The 15,154-nt window shown below is 75.9% G+C and carries 12 protein-coding genes; 5 read left to right on the top strand and 7 right to left on the bottom strand.

Annotation, left to right across the window (positions count from 1 at the left end; genetic code table 11):
• Nucleotides 1-64: 64 nt before the first annotated feature.
• Together ACZ6ZT_RS02105 and ACZ6ZT_RS02100 are read right to left on the bottom strand one after the other, a co-directional pair.
• Nucleotides 65-580, bottom strand: coding sequence for a protein-tyrosine phosphatase family protein (locus ACZ6ZT_RS02105; RefSeq protein ID WP_469714676.1), 516 nt, complete (start codon nucleotides 578-580; stop codon nucleotides 65-67).
• Nucleotides 581-605: 25 nt separating this feature from the next.
• Nucleotides 606-1,385 carry a serine hydrolase domain-containing protein gene (locus tag ACZ6ZT_RS02100; protein WP_469714674.1) on the bottom strand — a complete coding sequence of 260 codons (780 nt, stop codon included), beginning with the start codon at nucleotides 1,383-1,385 and terminating at the stop codon, nucleotides 606-608.
• Between the two features lie 859 nt (nucleotides 1,386-2,244).
• Between ACZ6ZT_RS02100 and ACZ6ZT_RS02095 the strand changes: the two genes are divergently transcribed.
• The gene (locus ACZ6ZT_RS02095) at nucleotides 2,245-3,696 is read left to right on the top strand and encodes an MFS transporter (protein WP_469714672.1); all 1,452 of its coding nucleotides are present in this window, start codon (nucleotides 2,245-2,247) and stop codon (nucleotides 3,694-3,696) included.
• Nucleotides 3,697-3,724: 28 nt separating this feature from the next.
• Nucleotides 3,725-4,420 (top strand): DUF6629 family protein, encoded by a 696-nt coding sequence (locus tag ACZ6ZT_RS02090; RefSeq protein ID WP_469714671.1) that lies wholly within the window; start codon nucleotides 3,725-3,727, stop codon nucleotides 4,418-4,420.
• Here ACZ6ZT_RS02090 and ACZ6ZT_RS02085 read toward each other — a convergent pair.
• From ACZ6ZT_RS02085 to ACZ6ZT_RS02075, 3 genes are read right to left on the bottom strand one after another with little or no spacing between them, the layout of a single operon-like run.
• Nucleotides 4,348-4,692, bottom strand: a complete 345-nt coding sequence (locus tag ACZ6ZT_RS02085) for a DUF6126 family protein (RefSeq protein ID WP_469714669.1) — start codon at nucleotides 4,690-4,692, stop codon at nucleotides 4,348-4,350. The two genes, ACZ6ZT_RS02090 and ACZ6ZT_RS02085, sit on opposite strands and share 73 nt — an antisense overlap.
• A gap of 28 nt (nucleotides 4,693-4,720) precedes the next feature.
• A complete protein-coding gene (locus tag ACZ6ZT_RS02080) occupies nucleotides 4,721-5,356 on the bottom strand; it encodes a helix-turn-helix domain-containing protein (protein ID WP_469714667.1) in 636 nt (211 codons plus the stop codon).
• A gap of 57 nt (nucleotides 5,357-5,413) precedes the next feature.
• On the bottom strand, nucleotides 5,414-6,985 hold the full coding sequence (locus tag ACZ6ZT_RS02075; protein ID WP_469714665.1) for an ATP-dependent DNA ligase: 1,572 nt from the start codon (nucleotides 6,983-6,985) through the stop codon (nucleotides 5,414-5,416).
• Between the two features lie 161 nt (nucleotides 6,986-7,146).
• Between ACZ6ZT_RS02075 and ACZ6ZT_RS02070 the strand changes: the two genes are divergently transcribed.
• Both ACZ6ZT_RS02070 and ACZ6ZT_RS02065 read left to right on the top strand, forming a co-directional pair.
• The gene (locus ACZ6ZT_RS02070) at nucleotides 7,147-9,888 is read left to right on the top strand and encodes an alpha/beta fold hydrolase (RefSeq protein ID WP_469714663.1); all 2,742 of its coding nucleotides are present in this window, start codon (nucleotides 7,147-7,149) and stop codon (nucleotides 9,886-9,888) included.
• Nucleotides 9,889-9,908: 20 nt separating this feature from the next.
• The gene (locus tag ACZ6ZT_RS02065) at nucleotides 9,909-10,829 is read left to right on the top strand and encodes an ABC transporter permease (protein WP_469715013.1); all 921 of its coding nucleotides are present in this window, start codon (nucleotides 9,909-9,911) and stop codon (nucleotides 10,827-10,829) included.
• Nucleotides 10,830-10,887: 58 nt separating this feature from the next.
• Here the strand turns inward: ACZ6ZT_RS02065 and ACZ6ZT_RS02060 are convergent, their stop codons facing one another.
• Together ACZ6ZT_RS02060 and ACZ6ZT_RS02055 are read right to left on the bottom strand one after the other, a co-directional pair.
• Complete coding sequence (locus ACZ6ZT_RS02060; RefSeq protein ID WP_469714661.1) at nucleotides 10,888-11,835, bottom strand: aldo/keto reductase; 948 nt, start codon at nucleotides 11,833-11,835, stop codon at nucleotides 10,888-10,890.
• 82 nt (nucleotides 11,836-11,917) lie between these two features.
• The gene (locus ACZ6ZT_RS02055; protein ID WP_469714659.1) at nucleotides 11,918-13,717 is read right to left on the bottom strand and encodes a glycoside hydrolase family 35 protein; all 1,800 of its coding nucleotides are present in this window, start codon (nucleotides 13,715-13,717) and stop codon (nucleotides 11,918-11,920) included.
• 199 nt (nucleotides 13,718-13,916) lie between these two features.
• Between ACZ6ZT_RS02055 and ACZ6ZT_RS02050 the strand changes: the two genes are divergently transcribed.
• Nucleotides 13,917-15,038 (top strand): LacI family DNA-binding transcriptional regulator, encoded by a 1,122-nt coding sequence (locus tag ACZ6ZT_RS02050; protein WP_469714657.1) that lies wholly within the window; start codon nucleotides 13,917-13,919, stop codon nucleotides 15,036-15,038.
• Nucleotides 15,039-15,154: the final 116 nt, after the last annotated feature.

The following is a 15,154-nucleotide window of genomic DNA, read 5'->3' as shown; positions in this document are numbered from 1 at the left end:
GTCCGCGTACGGCGACTTCGGCATCACCGTACGACGGCCCCTGCGGGCGCGCGCTCCGACTGCGCTACGGGAGTGGGTCGAGGCCCGTGAGCAGGGCGGCGGTGTCCAGGCCGGTGGCCAGGTAGTCGGTGAAGAGCAGGTTGTGCAGGGCCCAGCGCGAGCGCCTGCTCCGGATGAGGCCGACGGCCTCGGCGGCGGCCGCACCCCGGCCGACGAGGCACTGGGCGACGACGAGGCCGGAGCGGTTGTAGCCGTGGAAGCAGCGCACCAACGTCTTTCGGCCGGACTCCAGGGCTTGTGCGGCGGCCTCGGCGAGCTCGCGGACGGTGCCGAGCTGGGCGGCCGTGAGGGGGCCGTCGGGCATCTCGCCGACGAGGTGCTCGGCGGCCGGGCCGGGGCCGTGTCCGGGCCGGGTGTAGAGGCTGATGACGAGGTCGAACTCGTCGGTGACGACGGCGGGGCGCAGTTCTCCGGCGGCGACCGCCCAGACGTGGCCGCCCATCCAGAGGCCGGGGGTGATCTCGTCCCAGGGACTGGTGGGGACGGGCGCGTCGGGGTTCTTCCCGCGGGGCTTCGTCATCGTTCCGGGATCGTACAACGGGCTTTCAGGCGACGGGGGTTGCGGCGAAGACGGCCTCACGGAAGGCGGTGCGCAGCGGGGCGGCGGCGGGGTCGGGGGCGGACGCGGACGCGGGGTCGGGGGCGGTCGTGATGCCCGGCAGGAGGGCCGCCCAGAGGTCGTGCCGGGGTGAGATCCACAGGGCCGGACCGGTGGGGGCCGGGGGGTGGTGGGTCCAGACGCCAGCGGGGGCCGGGTGCCAGAGCAACCCCCGGGCGGGGGTGAGTTCGCCGGTGCGGATGCGCAGGGATTCCGCCGTCCAGGACCGGCTGATGGGGTGGTCGGCGGCCGAGAGCAGGTGGCGCGGGAAGCGGACCAGGTCGGCCAAGGGCGCGTAGAGGGTGCCGTCGGCGAAGCGGGTGCGGGTCATGCCGAGCGGGCGCCAGATCCGGGCGGCGGCGAACTCGGCCAGCGGGGTGCCGGTCAGGTGTTCGGCGAGCCGGGTGAGGGCGGCGAGGGCGGGCGGGCCGTCGCCGCGCGTGAGCAGGTGGTGGGCGGTGGCGCCGCCGGGGAGTCCCGCCGCGGCGGCTTCCCCGTAGGCGGTGAGCGGGGTGTGGAGGGCGAGTTCCCCCTCGGCGACGAGGTGGCCGAGGACGGGCCAGAGCGCGAGCACCGCCGTGAGGCCGCCGACGTCGAGGGGGGTGTCGCGGTCGCCGGGCGAGCCCGTGTGGACGGCGTCCGCCGACCCCGCCGCCCAGACGGCGTCCGGGTCGGCGGAGCGGACGAGGGCCTCGATGGCGCCCTCCGGCAAGCGGTACGGGGTCATGCCCGGCACGCTACGTCGCCCCGCGCGGCCTCCCGGGCGCGTCGCGGCCCTGTCGCGGGCCGCCACCCGAATGCCGGGGGCGGGTGACGCGGGGGCCGGCGGATGGTCGGCCCTGGCCGGGGCGGTCGGTCACCCGCCCGGAGTTGACCAGGGGCTTGCCATAGCCGTGGCGCGTGACGAAGCGGGCGTCGAGCCCGCCGTCCGTGATCCTGGGGAGTCGCTTTCGCGCCACGGGGCTGCGGCCGCGTCCGGGCGCCGGCTGGCCCTTCCGGGCGCGGCGCGCCAGCCTGGGGACATGACCGATCCCGCCTCCGGCGCCGCCGTGCCCCCGCCCGACGCAGGCAGCTCCAGGCCGTCCGGCGGCACGGACGGGCCGCCGCCGGGGGCCGGTGGGCGGCCTCCCGGGGCCGGTGCGCCGCCGCCGGGAGCCGGTGGGCCGCCGCCCGGGGCCGCCAGTCCCCCACCGCCCGGCGGTGGTGCGTCGCCGGGCGGGGCCGGTGCGCCGCCATCCGGAGCGAGTGTGCCGTCGCCGGGGGCGGGTGCGCCGTCGCGGGGGGCCGGTGCGCGGTCGCCGGGGGCCGGTGCGTCGCCACCGGGAGCTGGGCCGCATTCCGGGGCCGCCGGCACGCCACCGCCTGATGCCGGTACACCACACCGCGGAACCGGTGCGCCGCCACCCGGAGCCGGTGGGCCGCATTCCGGGGCCGCCGGCACGCCACCGCCCGAGGCCGGCACGCCACCGCCCGGGGCAGGTGTGCCGCCACCGGGAGCCGGTAGGACGCCGTCCGGGGCCGCCGGTCCCCCAGCGCCCGGGGTCGGTCCCCCGCCGCCCGGCGCGGATCTCGCGCCCGGGGTTCCGTTGCGGTCCGCGCGGGGGCGGTGGATCGTGCTCGCCACCGTGCTCGGGTCGACCATGGCGCTGCTGGACTCGACCGTCGTCAACGTGGCGCTCCCGCGCATCGGGCGGGATCTCGGTGCCGACCTGGCGGTGCTCCAGTGGACCGTCAACGCCTACCTGCTGACCCTGGCCGGCCTGATCCTCGTCGGCGGGGCCCTCGGCGACCGGTTCGGGCGCCGCCGGATCTTCGTGCTCGGGGTGCTGTGGTTCGCGGCCGGCTCGCTGCTGTGCGGGCTCGCGCCGACCGAGGGCGTGCTCATCGCCGCCCGCGCCCTCCAGGGCGTCGGCGGAGCGCTGCTCACGCCCGGCTCGCTGGCGCTGATCCAGGCCTCGATCCACGCCGAGGACCGGGCCCGCGCGGTCGGCCTGTGGTCCGGGTTCGGCGGAGTGGGCGCCGCCGTCGGGCCGTTCCTGGGCGGCTGGCTGGTGGACGGGCCGGGCTGGCGGTGGGTGTTCCTGATCAACGTGCCGGTGGCCGCGGTGTGCGTGCCGGTCGCGCTGAGACACGTACCGGAATCTCGGGATCCGCACGCGCACGGGCGGTTCGACGTGCTCGGGGCCGTGCTCGGCGCCGCCTCCCTCGCCCTGGTCACCTACGCCCTGATCGAGGCCAGGACCGGGTCGTGGCTGGTCGTGGCCGCCGCGGTCGGCGGGATCGTGCTGGGCGGCGCGTTCGTCCACGTCGAGCGGCGGCGGCCGGATCCGATGGTGCCGCCGGACATCTTCTCCTCCCGGCTGTTCACGGCCGTCAACCTGGTCACCCTCTGCGTGTACGCGGCCTTCGGCGGGTTCTTCTTCCTCGTCGTGCTCCAGCTCCAGGTGGTGGCCGGGTACTCGGCGCTGGGGGCGGGCGCCGCGCTGCTGCCGACCACCGTGCTGATGCTGCTGCTGTCGGCCCGTTCGGCGGCGCTCGGGGAGCGGATCGGGCCGCGCATCCCGCTCACGGTGGGCCCGCTGCTCTGCGCGGCCGGGATGCTGCTGATGCTGCGCGTGGGCCCGGCGGCCTCGTACGTACGGGACGTGCTGCCGGCCCTGGTCGTGATGGGCGCCGGGATGGTCACCCTGGTGGCTCCGCTGACCGCGACCGTCCTGTCCTCGGTGGACCCCGGCCGGGCGGGCCTGGCCAGCGGCATCAACAACGCGGCCGCCCGCGCCGCCGGTCTCCTCGCGGTGGCGGCGCTGCCGCTGCTGGCCGGGATGGGCCCGGACGCCTACCTGTCGGCCGATGCCTTCGACGCCGCTTTCGGGCGGGCCATGCCCTGGTGCGCGGGAGTGCTGGTGGTGGGGGCGGCGCTGGCCTGGGCGACCGTACGCTCCCCCGCGCCCGGCGAGCCCCATCCGCACCAGCAGTGCCGTACCCAGTGCGGGGTCACGGCGCCGTCCCTGGAACCCCCGGCCACGGCCGACGGGTGAGACGGCTCCGGTTCCGGAAGGCCCTCGCGTGTGCTGGAGCACGGCCGCGGACCTGACGGCGGGCACGGTGGTGTCGGCCGTCGGGGTGGTGTGCCTGGCCCGGGTGCGGCGGGCCCGGGACCTGCCCGTCGCCGCGCTGCCGCTGCTGCTGGGCGCGCACCAGCTGATCGAGGCCGCCGTCCGGCACACGGGCGGCGGCTGCGGTCCGGCGACCACGGCCTGGGCGGTGATCGCCCTGCCGCTGCTGCCCGTGTGGGTGCCGCTCGGCGTGCTGCTCGCCGCCGGGCCGGGGGCCGGGCGGCGGTTGTGGGGGACGGCCGTCGTGGGTCTGGCCACCGCCGCCGTGCTCGCGGCCTGCCTCGCGACCCGGCCGGTGACCGCCGAGGTCCGGGGGCGGCTGGTGGGTTACGGGGTGGACGTGCCGTACGCGCCGCTGGTCGTGGCGGGCTACCTGTACGCCACACTCGGCGCCCTGCTGCTCGGCCGTGACCGCCGGCTGCGGCTGCTGGGCGCCGTACTGACCGTGGGGGCGCTCCTCTGCGCGGCGCTGTGGCGGCTGGCGTTCGCCTCGACGTGGTGCGCCTTCGCCGCGGTGGCCTCGGTGCTGGTGCTGGGCTGGGTGCGGCGGCCGGTGGATCCGCCCGGCGGCGGCTACTGGTTCCGGCCGCCCAGCACGAAGAGCAGGTACACGAAGAAGGCGAAGAGGTGGCCGACGAACAGGTAGGCGACCAGCCGGATGACCAGCCCGCGCGGGAACCGCGACTCGACGCGTCCCAGCAGCCCCTTGGCGTCGTCCGCGGGCACCTCCACGGTGGCTGCGGTCGCCGCTTCGGCGGCGGGTCCAGGCGCGGCCTCGGCGGGGGAGGTCTCGGCTCCGGCTCCGGCGGCGACGGCCGTTTCGGTCTCGGCGGCGGCCCCGGTGGCGGTCTTCTCGGCTGCGGTCGTCTCGGCTGCGGTCTTCTCGGACGTGGTGGACATGTTCTCCCCCTGGGTCATGGGTACGGTTCCTCGACTGTCTCGGCTGTCAGGGCCGCGGCGCGGCGGAGCCGCCGAGGCACAGCCCGGCGAGGCTGCTCTGCAGCAGGGTGTGGACGAACAGCAGCTCGGCTCCGCCGTGTCCCGGCGCTCCGATCCGGTGCGGGGTCAGCGAGTCGAAGTGCGCGCTGTCCCCCGGCTCCAGCAGGTACGCGGTCTCCCCCAGGCGCAGCCGCAGCTGCCCGCCGAGCACGTACAGCCACTCCTCTCCGGGATGTACGCGGACCAGTTCGCCCTGGCCGCTCCCCTGCGGGACGTGCACGCGCAGCGCCTGCATCCCCCGCCCGGGGGCCCCGGCCTGCCAGTACGTCCAGCCGTCGGCCTCGCGGGCCCCGGCGCCCCCGGCCCGTACGATGGGGTCGGCGACGGCCTGGGTCTCGCCGAGCAGCTCCGAGACGGTGGTGCCGTAGGTGCGGGCCAGTCCCAGGAGCAGCGGCAGCGAGGGCTGGCGGCGGCCGGTCTCCAGTCGGGACAGGTGGGCGGGTGACAGCCTGGCCCGGGCGGCGGCGGCCTCCAGGGTGAGGCCGGCGCGGCGGCGCAGCTCGCGCAGTTGCGGGGCGACGGCGGGCAGCTGGTCGGCGATACCCTCGTCGGGGCCGTCCGGCCCGTCGGCACTGGGGTTCATACCCCGATTGAGCCAGAATCTTGCCCGAGCGGCAATTTTCTTGCCTCTGAGGCAAAATCACCCGGCGTCCGGGTTGCCCCGGCCCCGTTCGCCGCCCGCGAACCCGCCCTGTTCCAGCACCGCCTGCACGGTGTCGGCTTCCCCGGCGTTCTTGTCCGGGCGGTACCGCAGGACGCGGGCGAAGCGCAGGGCGACCCCGGCCGGGTAGCGCGGGGAGCGCTGGAGGCCGTCGTAGGCGATCTCGACGACCAGTTCGGGCCGGACCCGGACCGTGAAGCCGTCGTCGTGTTCGGCGAGTTCGCCCAGCCGCTCGGTCTGCCAGCGCAGCATCTCGTCGGTGAGCCCCTTGAAGGTCTTGCCGAGCATCGCGAACGTGCCGTCGGCGGCCCGCGCCCCGAGGTGCAGGTTCGAGAGCAGGCCGGTGCGGCGGCCGTGGCCCCGTTCGGCGGCCAGCACCACCAGGTCGAGGGTGTGCACCGGCTTGACCTTGAGCCAGCGCTTGCCGCGCCGGCCCGCCGCGTAGGGCGAGTCGAGGGCCTTGACCAGGACCCCCTCGTGGCCCCGGGCCAGCGACTCGGCCAGGAACTCGTCGGCGGCGGCCCCCTGGGCGGCCGGATCCTCCACCGCCAGCCGGCGGACCCGGGCCTCCTCCGGGACGAGCCCGGCCAGGGCCTCGTACCGTTCGCGGACCGGCAGGTCGAGCAGGACCCGGTCGCCGAGGGCCAGCAAGTCGAAGAAGTGCGCGCTCACCGGCAGGGTGCGCCGGGCGGCTGCCACGTCGATGCGGGAGCCGACGCGGGAGGCGATCTCCTGGAAGGGCACCGGGCGGCCGTCGGCGCCGTGTCCGATGACCTCGCCGTCGAGGATGAACCGGTCCCCCGGCAGGCTCCGGGCGAGTTCGGCGACCTCGGGCAGCCGGTCGGTGATCTCGTCCAGCGACCGGGTGTACACGCGGACGTCGTCGTCCGCCCGGTGGACCTGGACGCGGATCCCGTCGAGCTTCTCCTCCACGGCGCACGGCCCCAGCGCGGTGAGGGCGTCGGCCACGGACCGGGCGGTTCCGGCGAGCATCGGCTGTACGGGCCGGCCGACGCGCAGGGTCACCCCGCGCAGCGCGGCGGCGCCCTCGGCGAGTACGGCCGTCGCCACCCGGGGCAGCGAGCCGTCCAGCATCACGGCCCGGCGCAGCTCGGCGGCGGGCACTCCGGCGGCCTGGGCGACCCCGTCCAGGGCCACCGCGTCGAGGGCGCCCTGGCGCACCTCGCCGGAGAGCAGGCTGCGCAGGAAGCGCTGTTCCTCGGCGGTGGCGGCGCCCAGCAGGACGTCGACGATGCGGTCGCGGGCCGCGCGGGCCCCGGGGCCCGCGACGGCGGCCAGTTCGGTCACCGCCTCGTCGACGGCCCGGACGGTCAGGGAGGGTTGCGCCGCCGGGGGCGCGTCCCGGCCCAGGGTGCGCCAGCCGACGCCGGGGCGCCCCTGCGGGAGGCGTCCGGAGAGGTAGGCGATGACCAGCCCCGCCTCGTCGGCGGGGGCGGCGGCGAACAGCTCCGCGAGCAGGGCGGTCTTGCGTGAGCGGGCGGTGGTCCCGGCGACTTCCCGGGACACGCGCGCGACCTCGGCCAGCAGCATGCCGCCCATCCTCCCGCCGTGCGGGCCCGCGCGCAGGTCGGCGCGGGCCGGGCGTACCGCGGGCGCGGTACGCCGGGCGGGAAGGAGTACGCCTGGAGAAGGGGGGAGGCTCCACCTGGGGGATCCCGCGTACGGCGATCACCGGCCGTAAGGTTCCCGGTATGAAGCCACGACTGCCCCGGCGGCGCCGCGACCGCCTGCTCGCCGGCGCCGCCGCCCTCGCGGTCCTGGCCGGGGCCGGAACCTGGACGGCGGCCGCCGCGTCCGGGGACGCCCCGGCCGTGCACCGCGAGGACCGGGTCCTGAACCTGCCGGGCCCGGATGCCGCCACGACCGGGATCGACACCTCCTTCTTCACCGCCGGGGACGCCGGCTCGCGCCGTCCGGCGGTGCTCCTCGGGCACGGTTTCGGCGGCAGCAAGGACGACGTCCGGGCGCAGGCCGAGCGGCTGGCCCGCGACGGGTACGCCGTCATGACCTGGTCGGCGCGCGGCTTCGGCCGCTCCGGCGGGAAGATCGGCCTGAACGACCCCGAGCACGAGGTCAAGGACGTCTCCGCGCTGATCGACTGGCTGGCCCGCCGGCCCGAGGTGCGCCTCGACGCGGACGGCGATCCCCGCGTGGGCGTCGCCGGAGCCTCGTACGGGGGCGCGATCTCACTGCTGGCCGCCGGGTACGACCGGCGGGTGGACGCCATCGCCCCGCAGATCACGTACTGGAACCTGGCCGACGCCCTCTTCCCGCAGGGTGTCTTCAAGAAGCTGTGGGCCGGGATCTTCTTCACCACCGGCGCCGCGGGCGGCCTCCAGACGGCCCCCGCGCCGGTGCCCTCGGCGGCCCCGACGCCGGGCCGGGCGGGGCCGCAGGCCGCCGGCTGCGGGCGGTTCGAGGACGAACTGTGCGCCATGTACGAGCGGGTCGCGGTCGCCGGGAAGCCCGACGCGGAGGCCCGCGCGCTCCTGGAGCGGCGCAGCCCCTCGGCCGTGGGCGACCGGATCAAGGTGCCCACCCTGATCGTGCAGGGCCAGGACGACTCCCTCTTCCCGCTGGACCAGGCCGACGCCATGGCCGGGGCCATCGCGGCGAACGGTGCTCCCGTCTCCGTGGACTGGGCGGCCGGCGGGCACGACGGCGGCATGCGCGAGTCCGGCCGCGTCGAGCAGCGGGTGACGGCCTGGTTCGACCGCTACCTGAAGGGGGACGAGGGCGCCGACACCGGCCCGGCCTTCCGGGTCTCGCGCTCCGGCGGCCTCGACTCCACCGACGGCCTGGTCAAGCTGCGCGGGGCGAGCGGCGACCGCTACCCCGGCCTGACCTCCTCCCCGCGCGCGATCGCGCTGAGCGGACGGGAGCAGACCTTCGCCAATCCGGCGGGCGGCGCCCCGCCCGCGCTGTCCTCGCTGCCCGGCATCGGCGGGCAGTTCGCCTCGCTGGGAGCCGGGCTGTCGCTGGACTTCCCCGGGCAGAACGCCCGCTTCGAATCGCAGCCGCTGACCGAGGAGGTACGGGTCACCGGGACCCCGACCCTCACCCTGGACGTGAGGTCGACGGCTGCCGACGGGGCGGCCGTCCTGTTCGGCAAGGTGTACGACGTGGGGCCCGACGGCCGCCAGCAGGTGCTGCCGAGCCAGCTCGTCGCGCCGGTACGGGTGGAGGACGCCGGGCAGGGCCGCACGGTGCGGCTGCGGCTTCCGGCGATCGACCACTCCGTCCAGGCCGGACACCGGCTGCGGGTGATCCTCGCCGCGACCGACCTCGGTTACGCCTCCCCCGCCGCGCCCGCCGCCTACACCGTCTCGGTCCGGGGGCCGCTGGACGTGCCCGTCGCGGACGGGGTCCGCACGGCCGCGGCCGGCCTGCCCGGCTGGGTGTGGTGGCTGCCGCTGGGGGCGCTGGCGCTGGCCGGGGGGCTGCTCGGGGTCCGGCCCGCCGGCCGGGGTCGCGGGGCGGTGCGGCCGGGCGCAGCGCAGCCCGAACCCGCGCTGGCCGACGTACCACTGGACATCACCGGGCTGACGAAGCGGTACGCGAAGGCGCAGGACCGCTACGCCGTGCGGGACCTGTCCTTCCGCGTGGAGAAGGGCCAGGTGCTCGGTCTGCTCGGGCCGAACGGGGCCGGGAAGACCACCACCCTGCGCATGCTCATGGGGCTGATCACGCCGGACGCCGGGGAGATCCGCGTCTTCGGGCATCCGATCCGGCCGGGCGCTCCCGTGCTGTCGCGGGTGGGGGCGTTCGTGGAGGGCGCCGGGTTCCTGCCGCATCTGACGGGCCGCGCCAATCTGGAGCTGTACTGGCAGGCCACCGGCCGGCCCGCCGAGGACGCGCACCTGGCCGAGGCCCTGGAGATCGCCGGGCTCGGCGACGCCCTGGAGCGGGCGGTGCGCACCTACTCGCAGGGCATGCGGCAGCGGCTCGCCATCGCGCAGGCCATGCTGGGCCTGCCCGACCTGCTGATCCTCGACGAGCCGACCAACGGTCTGGACCCGCCGCAGATCCGCGAGATGCGCGAGGTGATGATCCGTTACGCGGCGGCCGGGCGAACGGTCATCGTCTCCAGCCACCTGCTGTCGGAGGTGGAGCAGTCCTGCACCCACCTGGTGGTCATGGACCGCGGGCGGCTGGTGCGGGCGGGTGAGGTCGCCGAGATCACCGGCGGCGGGGACACCCTGCTGGTCGCCCTGGAGGGCCCGGTGTACGGGATGACCGTCGAGAAGGTCGCCGCCCTGGAGGGCGTGGCCTCGGCGGTGGCCGGGGACGGCGGGATCCTCGTACGCCTCGACGGCGCGACGCCCGCCACGCTGATCGCCGAACTCGTACGGCTGGACGTGCCGGTGTCGGCGGTGGGACCCCACCGCCGGCTGGAGGACGCGTTCCTCACCCTGATCGGAGGTACGGCATGAGCGCCGACCAGGAGACCGCGGTGGCGGCCTCGACCGCAGCGGCAACGGCCTCGGCCGCACCCGGCGGTGAGACGGCGCCGGGTGGTGAGACCGCGCCCGGCTACCGGGCGGGGCGGACGCTGCCGCTGCGCGTGGAGGCGCTGCGGCAGTGGCGCAGGCGGCGGACGCTGGTGATGGGCGGGGTGCTGGCCGCACTGCCCTTCGTCATGATCATCGCTTTCGCGGTGGGCGGCGGGCCTGACAACGGGCCCGGCGGGGGCGGCAACGGCCGGATCAGCCTGATCGACTCGGCGACGGCCTCGGGCGCGAACTTCGCCGTGACCTGCCTGTTCGTGTCGGCCGGGTTCCTTCTGGTGGTGCCGGTGGCGCTGTTCTGCGGGGACACCGTGGCCTCGGAGGCCGGCTGGTCCTCGCTGCGCTACCTGCTGGCCTCGCCGGTGCCACGGGCGCGGCTGCTGTGGAGCAAGCTGGTGGTGGCGCTGGGCTTCAGCCTCGCCGCGATCGTGCTGCTGCCGGCCGTCGCGCTGGCGGCGGGGACGGCCGCGTACGGGTGGGGGCCGCTGAAGCTGCCGACCGGCGGGGTGCTCCCGGCCGGGGACGCCCTGCCGCGCCTGGCGCTGGCCGTCGCCTTCGTCTTCGTATCGCAGCTGGTCACGGCGGGGCTGGCGTTCTGGCTCTCGACGCGGACGGACGCGCCGCTGGGCGCGGTCGGTGGCGCGGTCGGGCTGACCATCGTGGGGAACGTGCTCGACGCGGTGACGGCCCTGGGGTCGTGGCGCGAGTTCCTGCCCGCGCACTGGCAGTTCGCGTGGGCGGACGCCTTGCAGCCGCAGCTGGAGTGGGGCGGGATGATCAAGGGCACGGTGGTGTCGGTGTCGTACGCGGTGGTGCTGTTCGCGCTCGCCTTCCGCGGGTTCGCCCGCAAGGACATCGTGTCGTGAGGGGGGAGGGCGCCGAGGGCCCGCTCGGCGCCCATCCCGCCTCGGGGTGCGGCGCCGGTTACGCCGGGATGCCCGTCGCGGCGTCGATCTCGGCCAGCAGCTCCGGCTCCAGCGGGCGGTCGGCCACCGCCGCGTTGGTCCGTACCTGCTCGGCGGAGGTGGCGCCGGCGATGACGGAGGCACAGCCGGGCTGCGCGGAGAGCCAGCCGACGGCGAGTTCCAGGAGGGTGCGCCCGTACTTCTCCGCGAGGGCGGCGAGGGCCTCCACCGTGTCCAGGCGCTCCTCGGTCAGGTAGGAGTCGCGCCCTTCGAGGCGGGAGCCCGCCGGTACGGGGGCACCCCGGCGGATCTTGCCGGTGAGGAGGCCGTTGGCCAGCGGGAAGTACGGCAGGACGCCGACGCCGTAGTGCACGGCGGCGGGGACGAGTTCCCGCTCGGCGGAGCGCTGGAGCAGCGACCACTCGTTCTGCGCCGAGACGAAGGGGACCGCGCCGGTCTCCCGGGCCACGTGGGCGGCTTCGGCGAGCTGCCAGCCGCTCAGGTTGGAGTGGCCGATGTAGCGGACCTTCCCCTCGGTGACGAGTTCGGTGAGCGCAGCGAGGGTTTCGGCGATGGGCGTGGCGGGGTCGGGGCTGTGCAGCTGGAAGAGGTCGATGTGGTCGGTCTCCAGGCGGCGCAGGGACTCCTCGACAGCCCGCCGGATGTACGCCCGGCCGCCCCTGGCTCCGGCGGCGGGCCCGTACCCCATGTCGACGCCGTCGTAACCGAACTTGGTCGCCAGCACCACCTGGTCCCGGCGGCCCTTGAGGGCCTGGCCGAGGTGGCTTTCGGAACCGCCCGCGCCGCCGTAGATGTCGGCGGTGTCGAGGAGGGTGATGCCCGCGTCGAGGGCCGCGTCGACCACGGCGCGGGTGGCCGCGGCGTCGAGGCGGCCGCCGAAGTTGTTGCAGCCGAGGCCGACGGCGGAGACCTGCAGACCTGAACTGCCCAGCGGGTGATAGCGCATGCGTTCTTCCTCCACGCTCGTCCGTTACATGATCACTCCATCGGGGGGAGTCTAGGGGGCAGGGGACGGGTATCCCGGCACCTCACAGATCCAGGGTGACGACCGTGGGGTGGCCGAGGTCGGGCCGGTCGCGCAGCGGCAGGGTGGTGCCGGGGCGCTCCAGTTCGAGCAGGACGATCTCGTTGTGGCCGGCGCGCCAGAGGGGGGCGGGTGCGTACAGGGTGCGCTGGGGGCCGCGCGGGGTGTCGTAGTGGCCGAGGAGGAATCCGTTCAGCCAGACGAGGCCGGTCCCCCAGCCGGAGACGTCGATGAAACCGTCGGCGGGGGTGAGGTCGGTGGTGTGGGTGAAGCGGTGGAAGGCGGGGGTGAGGGCGGGCGGCCGGTCCGCCGTCCAGGCGAGGGCGGTGAGGGGCGTGAGGTCGGCGAGGGGCAGCGGCCGGATCTCCCATCCGAAGAGGTGCTGGTGGCCGTGGCGCACCGCGCGCCAGATGCCCTTGCGGTCGTCGAGCAACGGCCCGTAGTTCACCCGCCCCTGGGCCCGGACGAGCAGGTCGAGCACCATGCCGTCCTCGCCGACGGCCAGGTCGAGCCCCTCGTCGGGGGCGTTGCGGTCGAGGACGCCGAGGGGGCATCCGCCGGCGAAGACGTACGCCCGGTCGCCGAGCCCGTCGATCCGCAGGGGCATCGCGGGGCGCGGGCCCGTGAGGGTGGTGCGGTAGTGGATCAGCCCGTGCGTCTGGCCGAGCTTCTCCATGGACTCGGGCGCGGGGCGCAGGTGGGGCGGGCCGCCGAGGAGGCCGAGCGCGGGCAGCAGGGGCGTACTGCCCGCCGGGGTCGCCTCGGCGGGGGCCATCCGGGGGCGCGGGCCGGGCAGCGGGTCCGGCGGGAGGGGCACGTACCGGCCGATGACCTCGCGGAAGGCATGGAACTTGGGGGTGAGTTCGCCGGCCTCGCCGATCGGGGCGTCGTAGTCGTAGCTGGTGACGGTGGGCTGGTAGCCGGGGTCGCAGGGGCGGGAGCCGGTGTGGTTGGCTCCGGCCCAGAAGCCGAAGTTGGTGCCGCCGTGGGCCATGTAGAGGTTGACGGAGGCTCCGGTGGCCAGGAGTTCGTCCAGCGCGGTGGCGGCGTCCCCGACGGAGCGCACGTGGTGGTCCTCGCCCCAGTGGTCGAACCAGCCGATCCAGAACTCCATCGCGGTGAGCGGGCCGGTCCGCTGGTAGCGGCGCAGGGCGGCGAGCCGTTCGGCGGGGCGCGCGCCGAAGGTGGCGGTGGCGAGGCGGCCGGGGACGGTGCCGCCCTGGAGCATCGCGTCCTCGGGACCGTCGGCGGTGAAGAGCAGGCAGTCGACCCCGCGTTCGACCAGGGCCCGTTCGATGTGGGCGCGGTAGGGGCGGTCGTTGCCGTAGGACCCGTACTCGTTCTCGATCTGTACGGCGACCACCGGGCCGCCCCGGCTCGCGAGGTGGGGCAGCAGTTCCGGGACGACGAGGTCGAACCAGCCGTCGGCCTCGGCCTGGAAGCGGGGGTCGGAGCAGCGCAGGCGCAGGCCGTCGACGGCGAGGAGGCGTGCGGGCAGGCCGCCGAAGTCCCATTCGGCGCAGATGTACGGCCCTGGGCGGACGATGGCGTCGAGGCCGAGGTCCTGCGCGGTGCGCAGGAAGCGGCCGACGTCGCGCCAGCCGGTGAAGTCGCCCTTGCCGGGGGCCGTCTCGTGGAAGTTCCACGGGACGTAGGTGTCCACGGTGTTCGCGCCCAGGGCGCGGAGCCGCCGGAGCCGGTCCTCCCAGAGGTCGGGGTGGACCCGGAAGTAGTGCAGGGCGCCCGAGACGATGCGGTGGGGGTGGCCCGCGCGGCGGAATCCGTCCTGGTCGTACGTGAGCATGAGCTGACTCCCGGGGAGGGTCGGTCGAGCCGCCGTGAGGTGCCGGACGCCGCCGAATATATGAACGGGCCGTCCGAGCCGTCAATGACCGGTTGAACGCAATCGATCGAATCGATCGTCCGGGCTGTTTATGATGGGCGGCGATCGACCGGTGGCCGGCTGAGCGGCTGAGACCGGCTGACCGACTCCAGGGGGCGACGTGCGACCACATGTGGACCAGCGGCAGGCGCGGGTGCTCGCGCTCGTGCGGGAGCGGGGCAGTGTGCGGGTGGCGGAGCTGGCCGTGGAACTGGGCATCTCCCCGGTGACGCTGCGGCGGGACGTCGAGGCGATGGCGGCCCGGGGGGAGATCCACCGGATGCACGGGGTGATCAGCCGGGTGGCGGAGCCGCTCCCGGGGCGGGGCGCGGCCACCGGGCCGGCCGTCGGCGCGGGCGCGGGTCTGGTGGTCGGCATGGTGGTGCCGACCACCGAGTACTACTACGCCGACGTGGTGCGGGGCGCCCGCGAGGTGGTCGAGGCGCGGGGCGCACGGCTGACCGTGGGCCTGACCCGGTACCTGCCGGGCGAGGACCGGACGCAGGCCGGGCGGCTGCTGTCGACCGGCGCCGACGGGCTGCTGCTGACCCCGAACTGGGAGTCCGGGGCGGCGGCCCCCGGGGAGGGCGCCTGGACGGCGGAGCTGCCGGTGCCGGTGGTGCTGGTGGAACGGTGGGCTCCGCCGGGGCATCCGGGGGCGGCGCTGGACCGGGTGGTGTCGGACCACGCGCACGGGGCGGCGGGGGCGGTGCAGCACCTGGCGCGGCGGGGACACCGGCGGATCGCGCTGGCCAGCCAGGAGACGCCGACCTCGGCGCGGCTGCGGGCCGGGTACGAGGCGGCCGTGGCCGCGCTCGGGCTGGAGCCGGCGCCCGCGTGGCCGCCGGTGGAGACGGCCGCGCGGACGGGTACGGATCCGGCGGACCCGCAGGCGGGCGCGGGCGCGCTGTCGGTGGCCGATCGCTTCGCGCGGACCCTGGACTACCTGTACCGGGCCGTGACGGAGGGCGGCGTGACCGCCGCCCTGATCCACAGCGACACGGACGCCATCATGCTGATTCCCCGGCTACAGGCGCTGGGCGTGCGGGTGCCGGAGGACCTGGCCGTGATCACGTACGACGACGAGGTGGCCGGGCTGGCCGACGTACCGCTGTCGGCGGTGGCGCCGGCCAAGCGTGAGGTGGGCGCGCGAGCGGCGGCCCTGCTGCTGGACCGGCTGGCGGGGGACGAGAGCCCGAGGCAGCATCTGGAACTGCTCCCCCGCCTGAGCGTGCGGTCATGACGGTCGGCCGCGAACTGATCGTTTCGATCATTTCGCGCGTTCGCTCTTGACGCTCGGTGGGCCGGCACAAAAGATGGGCCTCCTTCCGCCACCGCACCCGGTCGTCCGTAGGAGCC

The sequence above is a fragment of the Streptomyces sp. NPDC102258 genome (assembly GCF_055584685.1).
Note: the sequence above shows the minus strand (reverse complement) of the source record. Positions and strands in the feature narration are given on the sequence as shown.

Coding starts and splice junctions, on each gene's coding strand:
- ACZ6ZT_RS02080 (WP_469714667.1), bottom strand. CDS start 5,356: ATGAACCCCAGTGCCGACGGGCCGGACGGCCCCGACGAGGGTATCGCC.
- ACZ6ZT_RS02060 (WP_469714661.1), bottom strand. CDS start 11,835: ATGCGCTATCACCCGCTGGGCAGTTCAGGTCTGCAGGTCTCCGCCGTC.
- ACZ6ZT_RS02070 (WP_469714663.1), top strand. CDS start 7,147: ATGAAGCCACGACTGCCCCGGCGGCGCCGCGACCGCCTGCTCGCCGGC.
- ACZ6ZT_RS02100 (WP_469714674.1), bottom strand. CDS start 1,385: ATGACCCCGTACCGCTTGCCGGAGGGCGCCATCGAGGCCCTCGTCCGC.
- ACZ6ZT_RS02105 (WP_469714676.1), bottom strand. CDS start 580: ATGACGAAGCCCCGCGGGAAGAACCCCGACGCGCCCGTCCCCACCAGT.
- ACZ6ZT_RS02055 (WP_469714659.1), bottom strand. CDS start 13,717: ATGCTCACGTACGACCAGGACGGATTCCGCCGCGCGGGCCACCCCCAC.
- ACZ6ZT_RS02085 (WP_469714669.1), bottom strand. CDS start 4,692: ATGACCCAGGGGGAGAACATGTCCACCACGTCCGAGAAGACCGCAGCC.
- ACZ6ZT_RS02075 (WP_469714665.1), bottom strand. CDS start 6,985: ATGCTGCTGGCCGAGGTCGCGCGCGTGTCCCGGGAAGTCGCCGGGACC.